Annotated in this window: 23 protein-coding genes, 1 pseudogene and 2 riboswitches; of the genes and pseudogenes, 9 read left to right on the top strand and 15 right to left on the bottom strand. The window is 45.9% G+C overall.

What is annotated here, in order from left to right; translation table 11 throughout:
- Positions 1-454: 454 nt before the first annotated feature.
- From FZD51_RS17495 to FZD51_RS17475, 5 genes are all read right to left on the bottom strand, one after another.
- Positions 455-988 (bottom strand): cupin domain-containing protein, encoded by a 534-nt coding sequence (locus FZD51_RS17495; RefSeq protein ID WP_148975943.1) that lies wholly within the window; start codon positions 986-988, stop codon positions 455-457.
- Positions 989-1,010: 22 nt separating this feature from the next.
- The gene (locus FZD51_RS17490; RefSeq protein WP_148975942.1) at positions 1,011-1,640 is read right to left on the bottom strand and encodes a methylthioribulose 1-phosphate dehydratase; all 630 of its coding nucleotides are present in this window, start codon (positions 1,638-1,640) and stop codon (positions 1,011-1,013) included.
- A complete protein-coding gene (locus FZD51_RS17485; RefSeq protein ID WP_148975941.1) occupies positions 1,637-2,299 on the bottom strand; it encodes a 2-hydroxy-3-keto-5-methylthiopentenyl-1-phosphate phosphatase in 663 nt (220 codons plus the stop codon). The genes FZD51_RS17490 and FZD51_RS17485 overlap by 4 nt, the downstream gene beginning before the upstream one ends.
- Positions 2,292-3,521, bottom strand: a complete 1,230-nt coding sequence (gene mtnW / locus FZD51_RS17480; RefSeq protein WP_148975940.1) for a 2,3-diketo-5-methylthiopentyl-1-phosphate enolase — start codon at positions 3,519-3,521, stop codon at positions 2,292-2,294. The genes FZD51_RS17485 and mtnW overlap by 8 nt, the downstream gene beginning before the upstream one ends.
- A gap of 143 nt (positions 3,522-3,664) precedes the next feature.
- A riboswitch (SAM riboswitch) is annotated at positions 3,665-3,769 on the bottom strand.
- Positions 3,770-3,858: 89 nt separating this feature from the next.
- On the bottom strand, positions 3,859-5,031 hold the full coding sequence (locus tag FZD51_RS17475) for a pyridoxal phosphate-dependent aminotransferase (protein WP_148975939.1): 1,173 nt from the start codon (positions 5,029-5,031) through the stop codon (positions 3,859-3,861).
- A 137-nt stretch (positions 5,032-5,168) separates the two neighbouring features.
- Between FZD51_RS17475 and FZD51_RS17470 the strand changes: the two genes are divergently transcribed.
- A complete protein-coding gene (locus tag FZD51_RS17470; RefSeq protein WP_148975938.1) occupies positions 5,169-5,945 on the top strand; it encodes a carbon-nitrogen family hydrolase in 777 nt (258 codons plus the stop codon).
- Positions 5,946-6,036: 91 nt separating this feature from the next.
- Positions 6,037-6,192, top strand: a riboswitch (SAM riboswitch).
- 96 nt (positions 6,193-6,288) lie between these two features.
- Complete coding sequence (gene mtnK, locus FZD51_RS17465) at positions 6,289-7,479, top strand: S-methyl-5-thioribose kinase (protein ID WP_148975937.1); 1,191 nt, start codon at positions 6,289-6,291, stop codon at positions 7,477-7,479.
- On the opposite strand, the gene FZD51_RS17460 is transcribed toward mtnK, so the two are convergent.
- The 5 genes and pseudogenes from FZD51_RS17460 to FZD51_RS26905 all read right to left on the bottom strand — a co-directional run.
- Positions 7,457-8,203, bottom strand: coding sequence for a GNAT family N-acetyltransferase (locus FZD51_RS17460; RefSeq protein WP_148975936.1), 747 nt, complete (start codon positions 8,201-8,203; stop codon positions 7,457-7,459). The genes mtnK and FZD51_RS17460 overlap by 23 nt on opposite strands.
- 6 nt (positions 8,204-8,209) lie before the next feature.
- A complete protein-coding gene (locus FZD51_RS17455; RefSeq protein ID WP_148975935.1) occupies positions 8,210-8,794 on the bottom strand; it encodes a DUF2087 domain-containing protein in 585 nt (194 codons plus the stop codon).
- A gap of 137 nt (positions 8,795-8,931) precedes the next feature.
- Entirely contained in the window at positions 8,932-10,818 is a 1,887-nt protein-coding gene (locus FZD51_RS17450; RefSeq protein WP_262380973.1) for a PAS domain-containing sensor histidine kinase, read from the bottom strand.
- 255 nt (positions 10,819-11,073) lie between these two features.
- Positions 11,074-11,892 carry a methyl-accepting chemotaxis protein gene (locus FZD51_RS26910; protein WP_420886264.1) on the bottom strand — a complete coding sequence of 273 codons (819 nt, stop codon included), beginning with the start codon at positions 11,890-11,892 and terminating at the stop codon, positions 11,074-11,076.
- 120 nt (positions 11,893-12,012) lie between these two features.
- Positions 12,013-12,222 (bottom strand): annotated as a pseudogene (locus FZD51_RS26905) (HAMP domain-containing protein); the annotation flags it as partial.
- Between the two features lie 936 nt (positions 12,223-13,158).
- On the opposite strand from FZD51_RS26905, the gene FZD51_RS17440 reads away from it, so the two are divergent.
- On the top strand, positions 13,159-14,199 hold the full coding sequence (locus FZD51_RS17440; protein WP_148975933.1) for an acyltransferase family protein: 1,041 nt from the start codon (positions 13,159-13,161) through the stop codon (positions 14,197-14,199).
- Positions 14,200-14,381: 182 nt separating this feature from the next.
- On the top strand, positions 14,382-16,142 hold the full coding sequence (locus FZD51_RS17435; RefSeq protein ID WP_148975932.1) for a B12-binding domain-containing radical SAM protein: 1,761 nt from the start codon (positions 14,382-14,384) through the stop codon (positions 16,140-16,142).
- Between the two features lie 252 nt (positions 16,143-16,394).
- Here the strand turns inward: FZD51_RS17435 and FZD51_RS26255 are convergent, their stop codons facing one another.
- A complete protein-coding gene (locus tag FZD51_RS26255; RefSeq protein WP_187445805.1) occupies positions 16,395-16,541 on the bottom strand; it encodes a hypothetical protein in 147 nt (48 codons plus the stop codon).
- Positions 16,541-16,702 carry a hypothetical protein gene (locus FZD51_RS26250; RefSeq protein ID WP_187445804.1) on the bottom strand — a complete coding sequence of 54 codons (162 nt, stop codon included), beginning with the start codon at positions 16,700-16,702 and terminating at the stop codon, positions 16,541-16,543. The genes FZD51_RS26255 and FZD51_RS26250 overlap by 1 nt, the downstream gene beginning before the upstream one ends.
- A 195-nt stretch (positions 16,703-16,897) precedes the next feature.
- Here FZD51_RS26250 and FZD51_RS17430 point away from each other — a divergent pair, with 195 nt between their 5' ends.
- Positions 16,898-17,233, top strand: coding sequence for a DUF3905 domain-containing protein (locus tag FZD51_RS17430; protein WP_009794246.1), 336 nt, complete (start codon positions 16,898-16,900; stop codon positions 17,231-17,233).
- Positions 17,234-17,891: 658 nt separating this feature from the next.
- On the opposite strand, the gene FZD51_RS17425 is transcribed toward FZD51_RS17430, so the two are convergent.
- Entirely contained in the window at positions 17,892-19,247 is a 1,356-nt protein-coding gene (locus FZD51_RS17425) for a TrkH family potassium uptake protein (RefSeq protein ID WP_148975931.1), read from the bottom strand.
- Between the two features lie 154 nt (positions 19,248-19,401).
- On the opposite strand from FZD51_RS17425, the gene FZD51_RS17420 reads away from it, so the two are divergent.
- The 4 genes from FZD51_RS17420 to FZD51_RS17405 all read left to right on the top strand — a co-directional run bounded on the left by FZD51_RS17420 (position 19,402) and on the right by FZD51_RS17405 (position 23,683).
- Positions 19,402-20,532, top strand: coding sequence for a CdaR family transcriptional regulator (locus FZD51_RS17420; protein ID WP_148975930.1), 1,131 nt, complete (start codon positions 19,402-19,404; stop codon positions 20,530-20,532).
- Between the two features lie 98 nt (positions 20,533-20,630).
- Entirely contained in the window at positions 20,631-22,043 is a 1,413-nt protein-coding gene (glcD, locus tag FZD51_RS17415) for a glycolate oxidase subunit GlcD (protein ID WP_148975929.1), read from the top strand.
- Positions 22,040-23,392, top strand: a complete 1,353-nt coding sequence (locus tag FZD51_RS17410) for a (Fe-S)-binding protein (RefSeq protein ID WP_148975928.1) — start codon at positions 22,040-22,042, stop codon at positions 23,390-23,392. The genes glcD and FZD51_RS17410 overlap by 4 nt, the downstream gene beginning before the upstream one ends.
- Before the next feature lie 90 nt (positions 23,393-23,482).
- Positions 23,483-23,683 (top strand): alpha/beta-type small acid-soluble spore protein, encoded by a 201-nt coding sequence (locus FZD51_RS17405; RefSeq protein WP_009794241.1) that lies wholly within the window; start codon positions 23,483-23,485, stop codon positions 23,681-23,683.
- A 35-nt stretch (positions 23,684-23,718) separates the two neighbouring features.
- On the opposite strand, the gene FZD51_RS17400 is transcribed toward FZD51_RS17405, so the two are convergent.
- Entirely contained in the window at positions 23,719-24,861 is a 1,143-nt protein-coding gene (locus FZD51_RS17400; RefSeq protein WP_148975927.1) for an anti-sigma factor domain-containing protein, read from the bottom strand.
- A complete protein-coding gene (gene sigI / locus FZD51_RS17395; RefSeq protein WP_148975926.1) occupies positions 24,858-25,601 on the bottom strand; it encodes an RNA polymerase sigma factor SigI in 744 nt (247 codons plus the stop codon). The genes FZD51_RS17400 and sigI overlap by 4 nt, the downstream gene beginning before the upstream one ends.
- Positions 25,602-25,688 lie beyond the last annotated feature (87 nt).

Below are 25,688 nucleotides of genomic sequence, written 5' to 3'. Positions count from 1 at the left end.
CATATTATCTTTGGGGATAACGACATCATAGATAGCTATATATGGGCTTAGAGGGAGCGATTCTTGAAAGGAAATCATTTGGATACCACCTAGAAATTGTTGTTAGCCATATTATAAAATAAAAAAGCAGTTGAAAGTTGAAAAATCAACCTTCAACTGCTAAAAAAAGAAGTTCACCTTGATAACCGGTAAATGAATGAATTCATTACTGTATAAGAGTTTAATGTTTTTATTGAAATGTACTTTTTCAGTGCCCTCGCTGCCGCTCCTGCGGGGTCTCAGCTTTGCCGCTGCAATCCCACAGGAGTCTACGTGCCTTCCACTGCAATCAACAGGCTCTCAAACTTCTTGAGCACTAATACCATTAATATCCTCTTTCGAGAAAGACAAAAAGGGACCGGTATTTTTCCCGATCCCTATTAACAGCCAGAACAGCTGCCTCTATTCTCTTCAATTAAGCTTCTGCGCCTTCTTTTTCATAGATTGGAACCCAGCCTTCAGAGGTAACGAAGATGCGCACGGCGACAACCTTGCGATCTTCCTGGAGGGTGAAATAATGCCTGATGTTTTCAGGTACAGAAATCAGGTCGCCCGGATCCAGGAATACTTCAAAAAAGCCGCCGTCTTTCCCCTGGATAATGAAAACACCGTGCCCGCTGACAATAAAACGGACCTCATCGTCTGTGTGGTGGTGCTCCTGCTGGAAATTCTTCAGCAGCTGGTCAAGATTAGGCGTGCTTTCAGACAGCGAAATAACATCCTGCGCCTGATAGCCCCTCCGTTCAGAGATATCCTTGATTTCAGCGGCAAAGCTCTCAAGGATCCTTTCCTTCTCTTCATCTGAAAGATTATACTTTTCTCTCAGATCCTCAGGCAGCTTTTGAATATCCCAGTTTTCATAAATAACTTCCTGGCTGTCAAGGAAAGAAGCAACCTCTTCCTGGTTCCTGATTTCTTCTCTTGTTTCCTGCAATACGATATATGCCATCTTTATAGTCTCCCTTCAACTTTTATATAGCGGTTTGGAGCTGCTTCAGCTGCAGCAGCTTCAGCTGATAACGGAATAAAAACTCTGAAGCCTCCAAAAGCTTTTTCGCTTCAAAAGGTGTTCGGCCCCATACTGTAATGCCATGGTTACGGATCAGGACAGCACCCGAGTCGGCCAGTATATGCTCTGAAAAAGACTCAGCAAGCTTGGGTATATGGGCGTGATTCGGAATGATAGGGATCGTCAGGACTGCATCCTCATCCCACAGATCAAATGCTTTGATAAGCTCCTGGCCTTTAAAAGCAACAGATCCTGCATCACCGTACAATTCAGATATCACATTATTGTCAACCGTATGGACGTGCAGGCTGCATCCCGCTTTGGTCCTTTTATAAATTTCTACATGGAGAAGCGTTTCTGCCGAGGGCTTCAGGCCGGTTTCATCTGCCGGCTTCCCATCATGGCCGACCAGCAGGAAATCCTCTTCTGTCCTCTTCCGCTTATCTTTCCCGCTTGCTGTAACGAGGAATTGCAGCGGTTCGGCAGCAACCTTAATCGCAAGGTTCCCGCTTGTTCCCATAAACCAGTCACGGCCTGCAAGTTCTTCCTTTATATCTGCCAGCTGATCCCATTTTTCCTGGATGAGGTTCATAGTTTCACCCCTATCAATCTCTTTAATTCTGTAATGCAATCAAAAAAGTCGGTGAACGGCCTGTGATCCAGGCCAAGCTCTCTGCTCTTCTGCAGCAGCAGATCTCTTGCCAATACAAAATCTGCCTGCTTCGCGGCCTGCAGATCTGTAATGCTGTCGCCGATGACAATCTTATATAAACCTTCTTCATCCCGCGATCTCATGATCGAAGGCTTGCAGCAGCCGCAGCCGTTGTCACATTCTTCATCACATTCATGCGGCCAGTTGATTTTCATCATCTCCCCGCTGAAATCAGAATGATTGCAGTAGATGGCTTCAAAAGGGCCGAACTTGTCAAGCAGCGGGTGAATGAAAAAGTCGATGCCACCGCTGACGATGTATAAAGGGATTTTTTCTGATTTCAAATACGCAATGAACTCTTCAAATCCGTTTCTGATCTTTGCCTGACTGAGGACATAGGAAGTGATTTCCTCCTTCAGGCTGCTCGGTAATAGCGCAAACATCTGACCGACGCCATCCTGAATGGAAATTTCTTCAGCAAGGACCTTGTCCTTCAGCGATTCCCACTCAGGCGGGGCGAAGTGCTTCATGATGCTGATGATATTATCTGATTCTGTAATCGTTCCGTCAAAGTCGCAGAACACTGCAATCCTATCCATGCTGCACCGCCTCTTTGCTTCCCCAGAGCGCTATCGCTTTTGCCAGCTCTGGAAACTCCTGCTGGGGCTGGTGTAAGGTTTTTCCTTCCATCACAAGGCTGATCGCCTGCCGGAACGCTGCTCCCCCGCCTCTGGCACCATCTGGGTGGCCGTGGACGCCGCCTCCGGCATTTATGACACTATCCATCCCGAAGTCCCTGACAAGCAAAGGGACCAGGCCGGGGTGAATCCCGGCTGAAGGAACAGGAAAACTTTTTTTATAAATATCATCCTCTGTCAGCGCGGAACTGATCGATAATGCCTGGTTCCGCTCCAGTGCCACCGAGCCATATGGCGACGGGAACAGTGATAAGTCTGCACCTGCCATCCGGGCCAGCTTTCCAAGCAGTAAGCTGTGGCTCAATCCGTAAACAGGAGAAGAAGTCATTGCACCGCTCACTGCCGGGTGGGCCATGATCGGAAGGGCGATATCTCCATCCTCCCTTAATGCCTGAAGAACATCCAGGCCATAGGCAAAGGCATTGAACAGCAGCAAATCAGCGCCAAGCTCAGCCGCTTTTTTTGCTTTTTCTTTCAGCTCAAACGTACGGCCCGTAAGATTCACTGCGTAAAGTGTTCTGTGCCCTGTTTCTTCAAAAGCTTCCCTCAAGACCCTTTTGCCTTCTGTAATCCTCTCTGAGAAGGGGGCAAGCTCATTATCAAAGAAAATTTCGTCATCCTTAACGATATCAATTCCCCCGCGGGCCTGTTCCTTCAGCTGCTTTAGAAGATAATTGAGATCTCTCCCAATCACGCCTTTGAAGATGCTCATTAACAGCGGCCGTCCGTGGACATCAAGCTTTTTGCGGATTCCTTCGATGCCAAAGAGCGGGCCTGGGAAATTCCGTTTGAAGTTCTCTGCTGCATCCAGGTCGAGAAGTTTAATTTTTCCATCGAGCGAAAGCTTCCCAAATACAGTTGTCAGAACAGCAGGCAGGTCGGCGCTGAAGTTTGCGGCCGGATAGGCAATTTTAATCAGCGCAGTCCCATCATTTCCATCCTGTCCCCCATAAGATCCTTCAACTGAAACGACTCTCCCTTTATGCTTCTTAAGCTGGCCCTTTTCAAGATCCGGCAGATCTGTCCACGATCCCACCGTCAATCCCAAGGCAATTTCCTCTGCCTTTTTCTCCAGATTCCCGCTGGAACCGTTCAGTAAATATGATGCGATAATTTCACTCATAATCATGTTCCCCCTGCCATTTATGTATAGTCCTGCTGATTGCGGTTCCTTCACCTGCGAATATCCATATAGTTATGATGCTTTGATAGAATCAATAAAAAAGACCCCTTCAGAAAGAAGAGGTCAGAGCTGTGTCCAACATCTTCTCATCTATCAGCTCAATCGCTGCAAGAATTAGCACCGTGCTTTTTACAAAGTCGGTTGCCGGGCTTCATAGGGCTAGTCCCTCCGCCTGCTCTTGATAAGAAAACGAAATGTATGTGGAATTAAAAGTTTTCAGATAATCAATAATTCATTTGGATTATCACATGATTATAAAAACATGTCAATTGATTTTTCAAAAAATATTCAACTTTCCGATCCTTGCTGCTGCCTCTTTAAGCCTCTCTTCATCTGCAAGCAGACCTGCGCGGACATATCCTTCTCCATATTCGCCAAATCCGATGCCGGGAGCCACAACTACATGAGCTTTTTCGAGCAGAACATCGGCAAATCGCTCAGACGTCCAGCCATCCGGAACTTTCAGCCAGGCAAAAAATGATCCCTGCGGTGCTTTAACATCCCATCCGATCTCCCTAAGGCCTTCAATAAAAGCTTTCCGCCTGGAAGCATAGACCTGCACCAGTTCATCCACACATGCCTGCGGACCGGACAAAGCCTCTGCTGCCGCTTCCTGCACAGCACCAAAAAGGCTGACATACAGATGATCCTGCATAAGATTGATGGCTTCAATCACACTTTCATTCCCAGCTGCAAACCCCACTCTCCAGCCTGCCATATTGTAAGTTTTAGAGAGTGTATAAATTTCAATGCCTGTTTCCTTTGCCCCTTCCGCCTGCAGGAAGCTGACTGGCTTTTTGCCGTCAAAACCAATTGCACCGTAGGCGAAATCATGAACGACGCAGATATCATTTTCCGCTGCAAAGCGGACCGTTTCTTCGAAAAATTCCTTCGCAGCCGTGGCTCCGGTCGGATTATTCGGATAGTTGAGGAACATCATCCTGGCTGATTCGATGTCCTGCTCAGAAAGCTCACCATAATCCGGCAGAAAATGATTCTCTTCTTTCAGGGGCATGACAGCCATAGAAGCTTTCGCAAGGGCCACTCCTGACCAATAATCAGGATACCCCGGGTCAGGAACAAGGATCGTTTCCCCCGGATTGAGAAGACATTGAGGAATTTCAACCAGGCCAGCCTTCCCGCCGAATAAAATAGCTATTTCCTTTTCAGGATCAAGGTCCACACCATATTCCCTTTTGTAAAATCCAGCTGCTGCAGCTTTCAGGCTGTGCTGCCCGCGGAAAGGGGAATATTTGTGATTAAGGGGATTTTCGGCTGCTTCCTGCAGTTTGCTGACGATATGCGGCGGTGTGGGCCTGTCAGGGTTTCCCTGGCCAAGATTGATGACATCATGCCCCTCCCCGGCATACCTGGCTGCTTTTTGCACCAACGTTGCAAAGAACTGCTTTGGCAGACTTTGCAGAAGTTCAGATTGAGGAAATATTTTCATCACATAGTCACCTGCTTTACATGTGGATTAAATTTTTATTTGAAAAACCAATGACAAAGATATAACGTAAAGAGCAGGAAGTAAAGAAATATTCTGCAATTTTATCATTTTATCCTTTCTAAACGGAGGTTTACCCTATGAAAATATCCTGCATCCAAATGGACATCTCCTTTGGCAGCCCTGAGAAAAATTTCGAAAAAGCTGAAACGCTGATCGAGCGCGCAAGCAAGGAGAAACCCGATATCATCGTACTGCCCGAGCTGTGGACAACAGGCTATGATTTAACCCGACTGGAAGAAATCGGGGACAGGAACGCAGAATCAAGCATCCGTTTTTTGCAGACTATGGCCCAAAAGCATCATGCTGCCTTCATTGGAGGAAGCGTCGCAAATAAAACTGAAGATGGCGTTTTCAACACCCTGCTTGCAGTCAGCAGCACAGGTGAACTCCTGCACCAATACAGCAAGCTGCACCTTTTTAAACTGATGGATGAACATCTCCACCTGTCACCCGGGAGCGGGGATGCGTCTTTCAATCTGAATGGCCATCCGATGGCCGGCTTTATCTGCTATGATATCCGTTTTCCTGAGTGGATCCGCAAGCATGCACTCGAAGGAGCAGAAGCCATTTTCGTTGTGGCTGAATGGCCTCTGCCCCGCCTCGCCCATTGGCGCGCGCTGCTGATTGCGAGAGCCATTGAAAATCAATGCTTTGTGGTTGCCTGCAACAGGGCCGGATCTGATCCGGCCAATCAATTTGCCGGCCACTCCATCATCATCGATCCATGGGGCGAAGTCGTTGCAGAGGCTTCAGAAAACGAAGAGATCCTTTCAGCAGAGCTCGACCTCAGTCTGGTAGACGAAGTGAGAGGTCGCATACCTGTTTTTACGGACCGCTGGCCTGAATTCTATTAGAAATTTTCAAAATTTTTATTGACAGAAAACACGAGCCGCTGTTACTATTTTTTCAAACGGCTGGCTGCAGCCGATTTTACAAACTTATATTCTCTTATCAAGAGCAGGCAGAGGGACTTGGCCCGATGATGCCCAGCAACCGACCGTAATTCCATCGTGAGATGGGGCGCAATCCATGCGCCGGAGTATTCTCCATAAGGCACGGTGCTAATTCCAGCAGAAAGCTTGGCTTTCTGGCAGATAAGAGGTGCGAAGCTCAATACTTCAAGCCTCTTTCAGCATGAGAAAGAGGCTTTTTTATGTCCTGATGGATAAATAAAGCCTCCAAATTCAGGAGGGAAAAATGATGACACTCATAAAAAATAAATATGCTCCGCTGACAGAAAAAACAGCCGCGGAACTCGCTGTAAGCCTTGGCCAGTTTCCCGGCAGCGCATCTTTAGCCACGGAAGAAATAGGCGACGGAAATCTTAACCTTGTCTTTAGGATCAAGGAAAACAGGACAGGAAAAAGCCTGATTATCAAGCAGGCTCTCCCTTTTGCCAAGGTAGTAGGCGAAAGCTGGCCGCTGACCTTGAAAAGGGCTGCAATTGAAGCAGAAGCGCTTAAACTTTTTAAGAAGCTTGCTCCGGATTTTGTGCCGGAGGTTTTCTACAATGATGAAGAGCTCGCGGTGACTGTAATGGAAGATCTTTCACACCTCGAGATCAGCCGTACAGGGCTGATCTCTGGAAAGGAATATCCGCTGCTTTCCGGCCATCTTGGAAACTACCTGGCAAGGACTTTGTTCTATACCTCTGACTACGGCCTTCTTCAGGCTGATAAGAAAAAGCTTGCCAAAGATTTTTACAACCCTGAGCTGTGCAAAATTACGGAAGACCTGATATTTGCAGACCCTTATTTCAATAGCCCGACCAATGATTTTGAAGAAGAGCTGAAAGGCGATGCAGAAGCCTTATGGGCTGATTCTGCATTGAAACTTGAAGCGGCGCGCCTCAGGAAAATTTTCTTAAATGAAGCGGAGGCGCTGCTTCACGGTGATTTGCATACAGGCAGCATCTTTGCTTCCAATGCAGAGACAAAAGTCATCGACCCGGAATTTGCTTTCTGCGGCCCTGCCGGTTTTGATATCGGCCAGGTGATTGCCAACCTGTTATTCCAGTCCCTTGCCAATCCTGAGAAAACAAGACTTATAGACAAACATATTGAAACATTCTGGAGAACTTTCTCAGATGAGTTCTCCCTTTTATGGCAGAAGGATAATAAAGATCCTTTTGCAGAAACAGAAGGTTTTCTATCCGCTGTGCTTCAGAAATATTGGGAAGATGCAGTTGGCTTTGCAGGCTGTGAGCTGATAAGAAGGACAATCGGACTGGCCCATGTTGCCGACCTTGACGGGATTGAGTACAAAAAGGCGCGTCTGTCTGCCAAGAGAGCTGCACTGGCTGCCGGGAGAAACCTGATCCTTCAGCGCAGGGAAATTGCTGATGCAAAGGATTTATGCAGAATTGTCAGCCCCGTTTCAGCAGGGTAAAAACATGGTATTCCGCAGGTTCAGAAAAACCCAGTTTTTCTGCAAGCTTCATACTTGCCAGATTGGCCGCGCTGCAATCCCAGCGCGGCTGCAGATTTTTTTCCAGGGCAGTTTTAATGAATTTCGCAGCAAGCATGGCTCCCAGCCCCTTGCCCCTGGCGCTTTCTGCTATATGGATATCCATTTCGGCAAAATCATTGCTCCTGAATATAGAAACACATTCACCGGCTGCCTGCTCTCCCATCAGCACCCTGATGCCGAATCCGGATCTCAAAAAATGCTCAATGGATCCCCAGTATGTGCTGAAATATTCCATTCGGAACTCAGGATATTCACCTGCTGACTCCCTGTCCAGCGCAAAAAAGGAGATTTCGCTGCTTTTGGTAGACTGGATAGGAACCGGCGAAAATTTCTGGAAGGAATGGCGGCGATGCTTATTGAGCCTCTCTCCGAACTGGCCGGATATGAATCGATCCAGTTCTGCAGAGCCGGAAAAGAGTGTGAACCGCCCCCCATTTTTCTCTGCATCTTCCAATTTTCCTGCCAGCAGGTCAACTGATCCTTCTCCCGCTCGTCCCGCAGCATAGTGGATGCCGCTGCTGAGGGATATAAGCAGAAAGCCTTGCCTCTCCTGTACCTCGCCAGGTATGAGGCCATCAAGAACCACCGAAGCAAATACTGGGACATGATCAGTTCCAGGCATATGCGCATAAATATTGGCCATATCAAGCTACTCCGGCTTTGCCCACATCTCACTGGGGTTCAGTTCATAAATGCCGTTTTCTCTGTACATGAAATGATTGATGATGAATTCTCTCCTGATCGTCGCATAGTCTTCATGGAATTTCTTTATATATTCATTAAGCTCTTGTTCAGAATATTTCTTTCCCATTTTCAGTCCTGAAGCCATATGTTCAAAGATAAACAGCTTTTTCTTGCGCTGTGCCGGTATATTTTTGAGCTTTCCTTCTTTTGTGATGAAATTTTCAATAACCTTTTGTTTCTCATTGTGCATTTCCAGCATTTTTTCCATTTCTCCTTCCTTTTTATCAAACAGATTAATGAGGACCTCTGCCTGCTGCTTGATAACCGATTCATTCACGTAATAATAGATGGTGTTTTTATCACGGCGCTGATAGATGCTATTGATAGCTTTCAGCTTGTTTAAATGATGGGTGATCGTCGGGGGAGTAAGGCCCAACTTGCCTGCAATAGCCTGGCCATGCAGAGGCCCATTCGATAATAGTGCTATAATCCGTATTCTGGCAGGGTCGCCCATCGTTTTATGAAATGCCACCAGTCTGTCTAACTGCATGAAATCAGCCTCCAAATTTGATGTTTATCTAATTAGATTTATATCAAATTAGATTGCGGCAGTCAATTCTTTTTGCAAAAAAAAATGCATCATTCTGCTGAATGATACAAATTTGAACAATCGGTATTTCTTTTTTGCTATAAAGTAAAAATGCCGCCTGGATCCTGGTACCCGCCCCGCTTTATGGGGAGATCGATATGAAAAACGGTTCCTTCCCCCATTTTGCTTTCCACTTCAATATTGCCTTCATGCTCTTCAATTATTTTATATGTGACCATTAAGCCCAGCCCGGTCCCCCGTTCTTTCGTTGTATAAAACGGCTCTCCCAGCTTTCGCAGTTTTTCCGGCGGAATGCCGTATCCCTCATCCCTTATGGAAATCCGGATGCTGCCTGTCCTGTTTTTTTGAATGCAAATGGTAATGATTCCGCCCTTTGGCATCACTTCAATCGCATTCTTAATTATATTTATGAACACTTTCTTCAATTGGTTCGGCTCGCAGAAGACCAGGGGAAGGTTCCTGGCATAATCTGTCCTGAACTGGACATTATGGAGAACTGCCTGGGCAGTCAGGAACTCAACTGTCTCTTTCATCAGCTGGATGATATCCTTCTCGACATACTGAATGGCCTGGGGCTTCGCCAGAATCAGGAATTCATTTATGATGGAGTCGATTCTCTGCAGTTCAGAGGTAATAATATTGAAGTACATGGAATTTCCGCTCCCGGCACTATCTTCCAGAAGCTGAATGAACCCCTTCAAAGCCGTCATTGGGTTTCTGATTTCATGGGCGATTCCCGCTGCCAATTGCCCAATCACATTCAGTGTATCCGACTTTTTCAGCTGTTCCTCCATTTCCAGTTTCTCTGTAATATCCTTGAATGTCGTCAGGCTGAGGCCAGAGAAAACATTCTGCTTTAAAGAGAACTCAAAATGCATTTTTCTGCCCGATTTCAAAATATAAGAAATCGTCCCGTTGGATTGGCCGCTGCCTGACAGTTCCTCCAGATGCATGCGCAGCTCCTCTTCTGTTATATTACAATCATTCAGCAGCGCAAGCAGGGACTGTCCCACAATTTCATGCTGACTCATCTGCAGCATTCTTTCACCTGAAGCATTGATATCGACAATGGTAAAGTTTTCATCCCATAGTATCAGCCCCTCCAGGGCGCCTTCAAAAATGCTGCGGAATTTACTTTCGCTTTCCCGCAGTTCTTCTTCCATTTTATTCCGCTCACTGACATTCCTGAAAATCGTCATATGATAGCCTTCAACGGCGTTCAGCTTAACGGTGAATTCCAGCAGCTTCTTTTGCCCATTTGGCATGAGAAAAAACAGTTCATTCCTTACCTGTCCCTCTTTATACAGCTCCTCGAGAATTTGGAAATAGCTTTCATCCTTATGAAGAACAAAATCATCCACCTTCCTGGCAAGAAGCTCATCATGGGTGCATTCAAAAATTCTGCATGCTGCCTGGTTTGCGTTGATGATTGTCCCTTTATCCTTCCAGTAAACGATTCCATCGAGCGCTTCCACAAACAGGTCTTTGTATAAGTCCTCATGTTTGCGGATTTTCTGTTCCAGCTGCCTTTTCTCTGTAACATCCCGGAAAAGGGACAAAAGCAGTTCGCTGCCGGCAAGCCGGCTTGTTGTAAATTCATAATAGCCCAGGATGCCATTGTATGCTAGCGGCAGAACTCCTTTGACTTTTTCCTGTGACTGCAGCAGCTTTTTCTGCTTTTCCAGCTTGAAATGATAATCGACGGGAACCAGGTCATCCAGCCTAAGTCCCTCGAACTGTCCCTTCTCAGTACCTAAAAACCGAGACATGGCAGGATTAACCGCAATAATCTCCCGCTGTTCAGTATAGATGATCATTCCATCTGCTGCGGAATCAAAAACATGATTGGCTACTACAGACTTTCCCATTTGCTCTGCCGCCTGTTTCAGCCTTTCATTTTCCAGTTCAAGCACGGCTATCCTTTCCTCCATTTGTTTTCTTGCTATATCAGATAAAGCCCCCACCTATTTTCCTCCTCGAAGACATAGACTTGCCTGACATCTATCTTATACCTTTCCAACTGTGCTGGAAAATTCTATCGGCTTTTATGGCTTGTATACTATAACACTTACATTTTATTACTGTTGGGGTTAAAAAAAAACAATTTTTAGACAATTGCCAGCAATTTTTTCCCTTTTCTGTTGAAACGAAACAGCTTAGACTCTATGAAAAACAGGCTGCGGCAAAAATGAGTTTTGCCTGCAGCCTGTTTTGTTCATTTATAGCCTGAATTTAGAAATCATCTCGTTCAGCTGATCTGCCAGCTCGGACAATGACTGGGCATTATCAGAAATTTCTTCCATCGAGTTGTTTGTCTGGCTGATGGAAGCACTCGTCTGTTCAATCCCTGCGGCAGATTCCTCGGAAACGGATGCGATGTTTTCAATTGAGTCGTTCATTACCGCAGAACTGCTCGAAATTTGTTCAAGGCTCCTGGAAATTTCATTGATGTTTTCAGACATCCTGTTGACGGACTGATAGATATTCTGGAATGTCTGGCCTGTATGTTCGATTTGGCCGGTCCCCTCTTCTACCTGCTCATATCCATGCTGAAGGGAAAGCACGACATCATTGGATTCCGCCTGGATTCCTTTCACAATCTTCGTGATGTCTGAGACAGAGAAAGATACCTGTTCAGCCAGTTTCCTGACCTCATCCGCCACCACGGCGAAGCCCCTGCCATGCTCGCCTGCCCTTGCTGCTTCAATGGCAGCATTAAGGGCAAGCAGATTGGTTTGGTTGGCTATATCATGGATAACTTGGACAAGTTTCGAGATTTGCTTAGTCTGCTCATCGAGCCCTTGTACCTTTTGTACAGAGGATTTCATGATTTCGTTAATGCGCAGCATCTGCTGCTGTGATTCTTTCATAAGCTCATCGCCGTTTTTCGTCATATTCAGAACTTCGCCTGAGTCTTTCCTGATGGCAGCGCCGCTCTGGTTGGCATACTCGACTTTAGCCAGATAATCTTCCATCATTTCAGCAAGGCTTGTTGCAGAATTAGCCTGCTCCTCTGCTCCTCCTGAAAGCTCCTGCATGGTGGATGCTGCCTGCTGGCTTGCCGATCTGACTTCATTCGCCGAAATGTTCAATTCCCCGCTTCTGTCAGTCACATAAGTGGACACGGCTGAAATCTCCTGTATCATAGCCTGAAGTTTTTCTTTCATTGAGTTGGAGGCACGGCTGAGCTTTGCCAGTTCGTCCTCCCCTTCCATTTCCACAGATTCCACATTAAGATTTCCTGCTGCAACCTCATTCGATAAGGTGACGATCTGGCTCAGCTTGCCGGAGATCAGTCGCCCGATAAGGAGGATGCTCGCCACCCCCAGAACAGATGAAACAACGACGGAGACAGCCAATACAATCATCGTCACAATGGTTCCCGCTTTGGCTGATGCAACAGCTCTTTTTTGGTCTTCCTTGAGGATGCTTCGCAGCTCGTCCAACTGGCCGACTGTTTCTGTGATAATATTATCCACCTGTAATTTGCCCAGGCGGTAGCCCCTGACATTCTGAAGCTTTACTTCAGGGATGATGACATCATTGAATATCTTCGTTATCTGCTTGTCATTTTGATCAATCCGCTTATAAAGGCTTTTGGTCTCGTCATTCCGGAGTGAAGGCTGGACCTGTTTTTTGAGCTTATCCATGCTTTCTTCAAGATCTTTGAAATTTGCCAAATGCTTAGGATTGGAATCTATGATGAAGTTGCCGATCGTACTCCCTTTATTATTGAACAGGGCTGCGATTTCTGTTGTCTGGATCGTTTTATCCCCTGTTTCTTCAACTGTGTTCATCTTTACATTAACCATCGTCAGCAATACAAACGTAATGATGGTTGAAACGGCAAAAAGACCAATAGTAATGAATAGAGCCGCACCATATTTCTGTCCCAGCTTAAGCTTTCTCCAGAATTTAGTATTCATCAGCTTCGCAGCCAAGGCGGGCCCTTTCCGGCCTCTTTCCTTTTTTATCTTCGGCTTTTTGGCTTTAGCCTTTTTAACCTTTGCCTTTTTTTCCCCTTTCACATCTATTCCCCCTATTTCTTCTTCGCTGAACCAAACTATTGTCCTAATAAGCAGAATTAAAACTATGTAACTTTTAGACTATTAACATTCATTATAATATATAGATTTTTGATTTTGAAGAAATACTTTCCAAAGTTTCAGAAAAAACCGGCAGTTTCTATTTTAGAATTTACTGGAATGCCATCCTCTAATTAACACGGCAAAACTGTTTGGCAGCATGTTAGGCTGGGTATTATAGATAAAAGTTTTATGGGGGTCTTTAATCAAGGAGGAGTTATGAAACAGCGAGACTATTACTTTGACAACGCCAAGTTCATTTTGATCTTTTTTGTTGTCTTTGGGCATTTGCTACGTTCCTTTATTGAAGATAATGAAACAATCTACACCCTGTACAAGGTCATCTATACCTTCCATATGCCGGCTTTCATTCTGGTTTCAGGATTTTTTGCAAGAGGGATATGGAAACAGGGATATGTGAAGAAAATTGCCAAAAAGCTGATTCTGCCTTATTTAATTTTTCAGGCAATCTACTCTGTGTTCTATTATTATCTTTATAACAAATCAACAATCTCTCTCGATCCTTTTACGCCGCACTGGTCACTATGGTTTCTGCTTAGCTTGTTCTGCTGGAATATCATGCTGCTTTTGTTCGCAAAATTCAAGCCTGCTTATTCTATCGGCGCTGCCATATTGATAGGGCTGCTGATCGGCTATGCTGAAACGGTATCCAACTATTTAAGCTTATCAAGGACGTTTGTGTTCTTCCCGCTTTTCCTGATCGGATACTTTTTGCGGAAAGAACAGCTATATATGCTATTCAGGCCAAAATTCAGGTTTGCTGCATTAGGCATATTTGCAATCGTGTTCATCGGCTTCTATTTTTACCCGGATATCAATTATAAGTGGCTGCTCGGATCAAAGCCATACGCTGAAATGGGCGCAGCTTCTTTTAAAGCATTGCTGACCAGGCTGTCTTTTTACATTCTCAGCCTCATCATGGTATTTTCGTTCCTGGCTTTCGTACCAAGAAAAAAATATTTCTTTACGAATCTCGGCAAGAACACTTTATATGTCTATCTTCTGCATGGGTTCTTTGTGAGAATTTTCAGGGAGAGCGGGGTCCAGGATTACTTTCACGAGCCCGAGAATTTCCTGCTTCTAGCAGGGATATCCCTGATCCTTACGCTTGTCCTGTCAAGCAGGATCGCAACTTCTTTTGCCCAGCCGCTCATAGAGCTCAACACCTCCAGGCTGAAACAGCTTCAGCTGCGGGGGAAAACATGGCTGGAGTTTTATAGGAGAAAACTGTTAAGCTGATTGAAAGTCCGCCGGAAGGCGGGCTTTTTACTTTCAGGAAACTTGGGATCGAGACCCCCCCAGGCTGCAAAAGAAAGATTGCTTAAGCAGGTCAGATGATTTACAGCTACTTTTTTTGTCAACAATAACGTATAATAATAAATTGTTCTGAACTGCACTACTCTTAAAGGAGTTCTACTATTATGAATATCGTTTGCACCACATTGAACGCTAAATATATCCATACCAATATTGCCATCAGGTATTTAAAATCATACGCCGAGCCTGATTATGACATTCAGCTGGCAGAGTACACCATTAAGGATCCTGTCATGAATATTGTGACCGATCTAATCAGAAAAAAGCCGGATGTTATCGGATTCAGCTGTTATATATGGAATATTGAAGAAACAATCAAGGTCATCAATATCATTAAAAAAATCAATCCTGCCATCCATATTATTGCCGGAGGTCCTGAGGTTTCCTACGATGTGCCGGAATGGATGGAAAAGGTAGAAGCATTTGACTATATCGTCATCGGTGAAGGAGAAGAAACGTTTAAGCAGCTTCTTGCAGAGCTTGATGGTGATAAAAAGATGGAAAATGTCCATGGTATCGCCTACAGGGAAAATGGCCAGGTGAAATTCAACCCGCAGCGAAATAAGCTGAATTTGCGCGAACTTCCATCCCCTTTCCGATTTGAAGAAGACAAAGCGCATCTTTCAAAACGTGTCACTTATATAGAAACGAGCAGAGGCTGCCCTTTCTCCTGCCAGTTCTGCCTTTCCTCCATTGAAGTTGGCGTCCGTTATTTTGACAGAGAGAAAATTAAAGAAGATATCCGCTATTTAATGGATAATGGAGCTAAAACGATTAAGTTTGTGGACCGTACCTTCAATATCAGCAGAAGCTATGCGCTGGAGATGTTCCGCTTTCTGATCGATGAGCATCGGCCGGGGACAGTCTTTCAATTTGAGATCACTGCTGATATCATGAGGCCGGAAGTCATTGATTTTCTCAACAAGGAAGCCCCTCCTGGACTATTCCGTTTTGAAATCGGCGTCCAGTCGACTAATGATGCAACCAATGAATTGGTCATGAGAAAACAGAACTTTGCCAAATTGACAAGGACGGTAACAATGGTCAAAGACGGCGGAAAGATCGATCAGCATCTTGATTTGATTGCGGGTCTGCCTGAGGAAGATTATGATTCGTTTAAGAAGACCTTCAACGATGTGTTCGCCATGAGGCCAGAGGAGCTTCAGCTGGGATTCCTCAAAATGTTGCGCGGAACCGGCCTGAGGCTGAGTGCAGAAAAGCACGGATACACCTATATGGATCATTCGCCATATGAAATCCTCGGCAATAATGTACTGCCCTTTGAAGATATTATCAGAATCAAACAGGTTGAAGATGTTTTGGAAAAATACTGGAATGACCATCGCATGGACCATACAATTGAGTACTTGACTACCCGCTCATTCCCGACGCCTTTTGACTTTTTCCAGGAGTTTGGAGGCTTTTGGGAAGAGATGGGCTGGTCCAGGATCGGCCATCAGCTCGAAGATCTATTCCGCAGGCTGCAGCAATTCCTCGAATATAAACAGCTGGAAGATTTAAGGATCATTGAGGGCCTTATGAAATTGGACTATCTTGCAAACCAGAAGTATAAGCCTAGAAAACCATGGTGGGAAGCCGGCTATGAAAAGAGCGATCGATCCGCCATCTATCAGGAAATTGCCAGGAACCCGGCTTCATTGGGCAGCCAATTTGAAAACCTGCGCCTGAGCGAGAAGGACCTTCACAAACATACACTTCTTGACCAGGTTGAATTTGATATTAGCGCGTATCTGGAAACGGGAGAAATTATACCGGAAGCTTCCAGTATCATCGCCTTTTTCGATGCTTCAAATGAACATACACAAATATTTTCTTGCACCAAAAATACACTTAAACCAGCTTAATTTCTAAAAACAGCCTGAAACTGCTGCAGTTTCAGGCTGTTTTGTTCAAAATGACCGGTTCAAGCCGTGTGCTGTGCTCAGAACCGGCTGAATTAAAGGTTTTGGACTGGCGCGGATATATGATTTACCAATTGAAGATTTTATTTGTTTAAAGATAAAGTTTTTTTTATCATTTCCCGGATTATTTTAATCATTTCCCGATTTTTTCTACCGAATCCTCAAAACCGATCCATATCGCCGGACTGTCATCTCTTATTTACTGTTTCTTTCCTTCTGGTTCTTCCCCCTGAAGGCATCTGGATGTTCGTAGAATTTGCTTGCGTTCATGTCCCCAAATTCCAGGCCGAACTCAACATTGGAGGTCTCCTGCTTCAAGTCATCCTCAGGTTTCCTTTTCATCAGCCCCTCCCCTTTCTTCCCTGCTTGGAATTCCGGTTGGCTCCTTTAGCAGCCTCTTCACCATGTGTAAACTCTGCGGAGAATTCTGATTCTGCAACATTTTTCTTCGGCGTTTTAGAATATTTTTCTACCGCATCATGTTCTGCTTTTCGCTTCGCCATTTTAATTCCTCCTAAGTCATTGTTTCTCCTATATTTTCTTCGTTCCGCCCCGAAAGAATTCTCTCTTGCTCTTTCCTTTATTTGCAGGTCATGCTTCTTTATAAAATAGAAGCCAGCTTGAAAAAATAATACTTGTCCAGCTCTGCAGCCTAGCCCCTTCGCATTTCTTATAAAGAAAGGATGTGCACATAACAGATGAAAAAAGGGAAGCAGATTGGCATTGATGGCACACTGCCCCACCAAATATCCGCCCCCAGCTTAAAAGGGACGCATCTGAAGCTGGAAGAGCCATTCAAAAACTCTTTTGGGGTTACTATCGGCGACAGCTTCTACGCTTCAGAAAACTCCCCACTGGAGCAATGGACCGATGAAACCGACCCTGCTGTCATGTCAGGGGAACAATGGATCCACCCGACAAACGACATCGGCTGGAACACAGACGAAAACAGAGAACTCCTTGAAAAAAAACAAAAACCCCAAAGCTCCCCCTTCATGCACCCAGAAAAAGACGTGAGCAGGGGAACGGATTAAATGAAGTGCGGAAGCGGCTTGCCCAGAGCCGACAAGCATAAGCCACGGCAGAATAAAAGGCGTTCTTTGCCTTTAATTCTGCCGTGGCTTATGACTCGAGGCTCTAGCCGCTGGAGCCGGACAAATCGAAAAGCGGAAAAGCCTCGCTCAATAAAGGAACGCAGACTAAAAACGCCACGTCCTGTGGCAACGTCTGCATGACCCACATCCTGTGGGCCTCAAGCTTAAGACGAGCAGAGCGGAAGGTTGTTCTTTAACCTTCTGATCTGATTGACTTAAGACTCGAGGGGCTAGGCTTTGGAGCTGGACAAATCGAAAAGCGGAAGGCGCTTGCCCAGCCCCGCATAAGACGCTTCAGGATAGAAGGCGTTCTTTGCCTTCAATCCTGAAGTGGCTTATGACTCGAGGGGCTAGCGCTTGGAGCTGGACAAATCGAAGTGCGGAAGCGGCTTGCCCATTAAGGAACGCAGACTAAAATCGCCACGTCCTGTGGCAACGTCTGCATGACCCACATCCTGCGGGCCCAGCATAAGACACGGCAGAATAAAAGGCGTTCTTTGCCTTTGATTCTGAAGCGGCTAATGATTCGAGGGCCTGGGTTTTGGAACTTCTGACCATAGAAAAAAGCATATAACCATGGTTATATGCTTTTATGCTTTTACCCAATGATGACTCTTTCCTTTGGATAATGATAGATAGACTTCTTTTCTTTTCCTCCAATGATGAACAAGAAGGAAGTCAGCCCAATTCTTCCAATGAACATCAGTATGATGATCACGCACTTCCCGACCGCTGACAGATCGGGGGTTATCCCCATCGACAACCCTGTCGTTCCGAAGGCCGAACACACTTCAAAAATGATGGCTGTCACGCTGTGGGTCTCAGTCAGGCTGAGCACAATAACCGCAAAGAAACACATGCCTACAGCCAAAATGGTGATGACCAGGGATTTTAATACATCATCCTGATGGACTTCCCTTTTAAATACTTTAATATCCCTGTTCCCATGGGCAAACTGATAAAGGAAGAGGACATTCAGGGCGAAAGTCGTGGTCCTGATCCCTCCACCGACCGAGCTTGGGGAAGCTCCGATGAACATTAGCCCGCTCAGAAGCAGCTGGGTAGACTCCGCAAATTCATTGACATTCAAAGTCGAAAGGCCGCCGCTTCTGGTTGTGGCAGATTGGAAGAAAGCATAAAAGAACGTTTTATGCCAGCTCATTCCGCTGAAATAATGCCTTCCTTCCAGGAGGAGGATCAGAACTGTACCAACCACCAGCAGCACGGCAAAGGTGGCGCTCGTCAGCTTTGTGAATAAGGAAAAGCGGAAGTTTTTATAATCTCTCCGGTCAAAAAGGTAATGCTTCACTTCTATCAGAACAGGAAAGCCGATCGCCCCAAGTGTGATCAGGATAATATGTATAAGCTGTACAAAATAATCATCCGCATAAGGGATCAATGAAGCACCAGTAATATCAAAGCCTCCGTTTGTCGTAGCACTGACCGAAGCGAAAAGGCCGTGCAGCATGGCTTCCTGGAATGTATCATAATAACTGAGGAAGTGCACACCCAGTATAAGTGCCCCCGCCGCTTCAATAATCAGGATCAGCTTCAGGATTTCCCGGATCAAATTGACCAGGCCCGACAGGTTAGACTGGTTATGGTCGACCATGATGAGCCGCCTTCCCCTTAAACCGATTTTCTTGCCAAGTAAAATCCAGAAAAAAGTCCCCAGCGTCATGATGCCGATTCCCCCGAATTGCAGGACGAACATCAGCATAAAGACCCCAAAGGTACTGTATGTTTCAGATATATTCAATACTGAAAGCCCCGTTACACTAACGGCACTGACAGCCGTGAAGGCCGAATCGAGCCAGGAAACCTCAACACCGGGCTGATGGACTGCAGGAATGCGCAGCAGCAGCACCGAAATGGTGACAGCAACCAAATAGTAGCCGGTGATAACCTGGGCAGGGGATAATTTATCCAGCCTTTCTTTTATTTCATCCCACATTATGATCTTTCCCTCCTAAATTGCCTATCCCCTATCATAAAGAAAAACAGAAGTGTTTAAAAGGATTATGAGGCTATTAGCGTGATTTTTTTTATTTTTATATAATTAAGTATAAAGACATAAAATATTTCAAAAAAATCAGGAGGGCTCGACCATGCTTTTGCCTGCGCTTGCCGAAAAGATCCTTCGCGAGGTCCGGGGGGTCTTGAAAGAAGAAATCATCGTGGTCAATACAGATGGATTCATCGTTTCAAGCACTTCTCCAGAGAGAGTTGGAGCCTTCCACGAAGGCGCACTCCAGTCTGTTAAAAATCGGGATAAAAGAATCATCACAGCAGAAGATGAAAAAAAGCTGAAAGGCGTAAAAGCCGGGATCAATCTTCCTGTTTTCTTTCAAAAAGAAGTTGCCGCAGTGATTGGGATCACAGGCGACCCGGAAAAGGTAGCTCCTTACGGAGAAATTATTAGGAAAATGACAGAGCTTTTAATCAGTGAAAATTTTTACAGCGAACAAATCGATTGGCAGTCAAGGGCTCTTGAAGGCTTTGTCTTTGATTGGCTGCAGGAGCGGGGGCACGGCAGTTCTTTTATAGACAGGGCTCTAATGCTCAAGGTCGACACCAGGCTTGACCGTCTGGTGTTTATAGCAGAATTCCTTGAACCTGAAAGGATTCCTTCAAGGGAAATATGGCAAAGACTCCTTTCCTGGCCGGAAAAAAATAGGAATGACCTTTTTATACGCTGGGGACATGATAGAATTGTTGCCCTTTTCGCTCACCAGCCGGAAGAGCAGATGCATAGGCTCGAGGACAGAGTAGCCCGGTATTACTGCTATCTCAGCAGGAATTCCGGATCTGTGATTTCTGGAGGGGCTGGGCAGCCGTCAGTTTCATCTGCTCTTTCCCATTCTTTCAGGCAGGCGGAAAGGGCTTTGAAGGCAGCGAAAAAAGCCGGGGGTCTAAGTTTTGATAAAAATCTTACATTGGAGATGCTGATGGATGAAATCAAGCCTGCAACCAAATTAGATTATATAAAAAGGACCATCGGCCCCCTGCAGGAGCATCCCGACGTACTTGAAACGCTCAAGGAACTGTTCAGGCAGAACCATTCATTGAAAAAAACAGCAGAAAGCATGCATATACATATCAATACCCTCCACTATCGCCTTAAAAAGATTGAGGATCTTACAGGGCTTGGCACCGGGAATGCGCAGCATCTGTTCATCCTTTATATGGCATGCCTGCTGTTAGATGAACATACAAATAATCACTCATTAATCGAATAAAATTCGTATTAACATCTATAGAAAACAAAAATTGCCACCCTTATAATGAAGCTAAAAGTACTGCCGGCAGAAGCCGGCTGCAACTGGAGGCTCTTGTTATGATACCGAAAGCTGCTAAAGAGAAATTGACAGCGATTGCAGGCATAGACCAATATGATGACTCTAATGCGGTGCGCCTGGTTTATTCCTACGATGCCACCCCGAATTTTCAATCCCTCCCTGATGCGGTCATTAGCCCGCGGAATACAGGCGAAGTATCTGAAATTGTAAAAGTATGCAGCGAGTATTCCATTCCCATCGTCCCAAGAGGCTCGGGCACGAATTTGTGCGCCGGCACATGCCCGACAGAGGGCGGGCTTGTTATTCTGTTCAAGCATATGAACAGAATCCTGGACCTCGATGAAGAGAATCTCACCATTACTGTTCAGCCGGGGCTTGTCACACTTGACTTGATACGCGAAGCAGAAACAAAAGGACTTTTTTATCCTCCTGATCCAAGTTCCATGAAAATATCTACTATCGGAGGAAATATAAATGAAAACTCCGGCGGATTGCGCGGCCTTAAATATGGTGTGACCAGAGATTATGTCATGGGCCTTGAAGCGGTCCTGGCCAATGGGGATATCATCAGGACGGGAGGCAAGCTCGCAAAGGATGTGGCAGGGTATGACTTCACCCGTCTTTTCACAGGTTCTGAGGGTACACTTGGGATTATAACCGAAGCGACTTTGAAGCTGATCCCCATGCCTGAAACAAAGAAGACGATGCTTGCCCTTTACCAGGACCTTGAAGCAGCCGCGAAGACGGTTTCCAAGATCATAGCCAATAAAATCATCCCTGCAACATTAGAATTCCTGGATCAGCCGACACTCGAGGTTGTGGAAGAGTTCGCACAGATCGGATTGCCTACAGATGTCAAAGCAGTTTTGCTTATTGAGCAGGATGGCCCTCGTGAAGTTGTCGAGCGTGATATGGCAAAGATGGAGAATATCTGCCGGGAAGAGAGTGCTGTTTCTGTCCAGGTGGCCAAAACGGCCGCCGAGGCAGAAGCGCTGACGGCTGCGAGAAGAGCCGCCCTTTCAGCCCTTGCAAGGCTCAAGCCCACCACCATTCTTGAAGATGCTACGGTCCCCCGCTCTGAAATTGCCAATATGGTAAGGAGCATCAATGAGATTGCCAGTAAATATGATCTGAAAATTTGTACTTTCGGCCATGCCGGAGATGGAAATCTCCATCCTACCTGTCCGACGGATGCAAGAAATAAAGAAGAGATGGAACGGGTGGAGAAAGCTTTTGCCGAGATTTTTGCAAAAGCCATCGAGCTTGGAGGAACTATAACGGGTGAGCATGGCGTGGGAGTCATGAAAGCCCCTTATCTTGAACTTAAACTGGGAAGTGAAGGGATTGCTGCCATGCAGGCCGTCAAAGCAGCCCTTGATCCGAAGAATATCATGAACCCGGGGAAAATATTTGCCAAAGACAGCAGGAAACGTGTGGTGGTATCTAAATGAGTACAGCAATTGAACGGCAAAAGATCCAAAGTGAGTTCAGCAGCAGGATGGATGAGGATGAAATGCTGAACTGCATGCGCTGCGGTTTCTGCCTCCCCTCCTGCCCCACTTACATCACTTCAGGCTTTAAGGAGGAGCATTCGCCAAGAGGCAGAATTGCACTGATGAAAGCTGTAGCCGACGGGCTGATCGAGCCGGACAGCGATGTAGAGCGATCCCTGGATTTATGTCTGGGCTGCAGGGCATGTGAGCCAGTTTGTCCCTCAGGTGTTAATTATGGGCACCTTCTCGAGGAAGCAAGGGATATTATCAGCCAGAATAAAAAGTACTCACTCCCTGTCAAGGCGATCAGGAAAACTGTTTTCCATGGGCTGTTCCCTTATCAGGAAAGAATGACGGCAGCGGCCGGCCTCCTTTCCCTGTATCAGCGGACCGGCCTGCAAACTGCTGTTAGGAAAATCGGTTTTATGAAGCTTTTCCCTGACAGTCTTGCAGCCATGGAAAAAGTACTCCCGGCTGTCCCTTCCTACAAGGACATGAAGAAGCGTCCCGAAAAGCTGCCAGCTCATGGGAAGCCAGTGAAAAGGGCAGCATTTTTCTCCGGCTGCCTGATGGACACCATTTTCATGGGGACAAACGACGCGACCATGAAGCTGCTGCAGATGGCCGGCTGTGAAATCGTCATACCCAAATCACAGGCCTGCTGCGGAGCCCTTCATGGACACAGCGGGGAAAAAGAAAAAGCCAAGGAGCTGGCAAAACGGAACATCGCTGCCTTTGAGGATACAGGAGCAGATTATATCATTACCAATGCAGGCGGCTGCGGAGCTTTCCTTGTAGATTACGATCATCTCCTGAAAGATGAGCCGGAATGGGAAATCCGCGCTGAGAGCTTTATAAATAAGATCAAGGACATTTCCCAGATCCTTTTTGAATTGGATTTCCATAAAAACCATAAGATGGCCCTTCCCCATCAAATCCTTACGTACCAGGATTCCTGCCACCTCCGCAATGTGATGAAAACGGCAGCTGCACCGCGCATCCTCCTGGGCTCTATCACAGGGGCAGAGTATCGTGAAATGAAAGATGCGGACAGATGCTGCGGCTCAGCGGGAATTTATAATATAGTTGAATCGGAAATGTCCATGCAGATTCTTGATTACAAAATGAACCAGGCCAGAACAACAGAAGCGGCAGTCATTGTCACTTCAAATCCTGGCTGCCTTCTTCAGATGAAGCTTGGGATTGAGCGTGAAGGGGCGGCAGGCCATGTCAAGGCAGTCCATATTGCAGACCTGCTTTTAGAAGCGGCAGAATATGCTGCGGCCGGGGCACAGACAGCAAGATAACATTACCAAACATGAAAAAACTCCACAGCTCCATACTACTGATACAGGGCCTTAAGCTCTGCATCAATATGGAAGGAGCTGAAACTCAATATGGCAAGAAGCAGCAATAAACTGCTCGTTCCCGGCATTGAGCAATATCTTGATCAAGTCAAATATGAAATTGCTCAGGAATTTGGCGTGAATCTGGGTTCAGATACAGTTTCCCGCTCAAACGGTTCTGTTGGCGGAGAGATTACAAAGCGCCTTGTACAACAAGCCCAATCCCAGCTTGCTGGACGGAACGAACAATAATAATAAAATATAAATGGCAAAAAATCCGGCTGCCTTCAGCCGGATTTTCCATTATTCCCTTTTTGCCCCTTATCATGTCCGTTATTGCCATTTCCCCGTCCATTATTGCCAGGCGAAGGGGGACCTTTCTTGCCGTTACCGTTACCATTACCTTCCTTATTTTCATGCTTTTCGTGTCTTTCAGGCTTTCCATGTTCTTGTTTCCTGGGTTCTTCCTTTTGATTTTCCTGTCTGTCCCGCCCCTTGTTTTCGTCCTGCCTTTTTTCCGGCTTTGCTTTGCGGGCATCACTTTTCCTGTCTGCCTCCTTGTTCTTTCCTTCAGGCTTTGATACAGAACCTTTTGGAGGCTGAAGGGAAGGCTTTATGCCGCCTGTTTCCTTTTTATCTTTCGCTTTATCGGCACTCCCGCTATTCTGCTGCTCTTGTTTCCTTTTAATACTTTCCGCTTTTTCCCTGGCAGCTTCTTCTTTTTCCCGTTCCCTTTCCTCCAGCTGCTGCTTCCTTTCTATTTCCTCTTCTTTAAATTTGCCGGCAGTCAGCCCTTTTTCTTTGGCCTTCTCCCGTTCACCTTCAGTTGCTTCGACCACTTTGACTTCAAGATTTTCTGCTTCTGCTGTTTCTTTGATGCTTTCAACCTGACTGTTCAGCTTCTTGCTTTCAGTGGAATCCTTGCTGACTTCTTTCTTCAGTACAGAAGCGATGATCATTTCTTCGTGCTCTCTCAGATATCCCTGCTGCTGAGCCAGACTAAGGATCTTCCGTGATACATAGCCGGCGCTTTTTCCCTTCCAATCCTCCATCAGACTGAGCAATTTCCTGCCCTCCTGATTATAAGACTGAAGCTCCACTACAGACAGTTCCTTGTCGACACCCAACTCTATGCTCGGGTTTACATCAATTGTCATATAGGCGTATACTTCGCTGCTGTTATTAAAAGGAAGGACAAGAGATAGAACAAGGATGCAGGCCAGGGCGGCAGCGGCAATCAGTTTCTTCCTTGCTGCCAGGCGTGAAAAGAGCCCTTTTCCGTCTTTTCCTGCATTTTCAACAGGGTAGAAGTAGATTTCTTCCCCTATCTGATGTTGTCCTTCTGTATTAAGGGCACGAAGAAATTCGCCTTCGGGAGTAAGCATCGTCATAAAACGTCCCTCAATTTCAAGGATGACCCCTTTTTTCACGTTTTCAGCACCCCTTTTATATACTCCTGTAAAAACACATAATCTCCCATTAAAATAAGGGAAACAGCAATGATATATTTCCTGTTCCTTTCAATCGTTTTTCTGCTCACTGCTGCAGTGCCTTCCAGCTGCTTGATGGGAAGGCGCTTTTTTTCCTGCAAATAGGCAGCCAGCTCTTTGTCCCTGACAAGTGCCGATGCTATTTCCATCGCATTTTTCCGCGCATCAGCATGTTTTGGGGACTGATCTGCGATTTCAGCAAAAGTTAGTCCATATTCTTTGAGAAGAGCTGTAAAGTGAATGATTTCATCCCGTCTAAGCTCTTGCTCTGTTTTTTTCACGAACTCTTCAATCGACAGCCTGTCTTCCACAAGACTGGCTGAAGCTTGTTCATCAGCACTTCCACTGCTGCCTTCAAAGCTGACATTCATATGCCTTGCCTGCTGCCTGATATAATCAATGACCCTTCGCTTGATTATGATTTCGGCAAATCCCAGGAGGGAACTGCCCTTCTCGGGACTGTATTTACGGACCGCTTCATCAAAGGCGATCAGCCCGATGCTGTACTCATCATCAGACTCATGGATATAGCGTCTGCAGACGGAGGATACGGTTTTGGCTATAAAAGGTTTGTATGACTCTATCAGTTCATTAAGCAGCCGGCTGTCGCCCTGCTGGATTTTCATTACGGTTTTTTCTAGTGTCTGTTTTTTCTTAGTGATGAATAAATAACCGAGCATATCCTCACCTCTTCACCAGCACATTATACCATATGCCAAATATCAGCCAGCAAGGGGAAGGATTGAAGAGAGGAAGAAGGAACATTT

It is taken from the genome of Bacillus infantis (genome assembly GCF_008180445.1).
GTDB classification, from domain to species: Bacteria; Bacillota; Bacilli; order Bacillales; family Cytobacillaceae; genus Bacillus_AB; species Bacillus_AB infantis_B.
The sequence above is the reverse complement of the archived record's forward strand: the minus strand, read 5'-3'. Positions and strand labels throughout refer to the sequence as shown.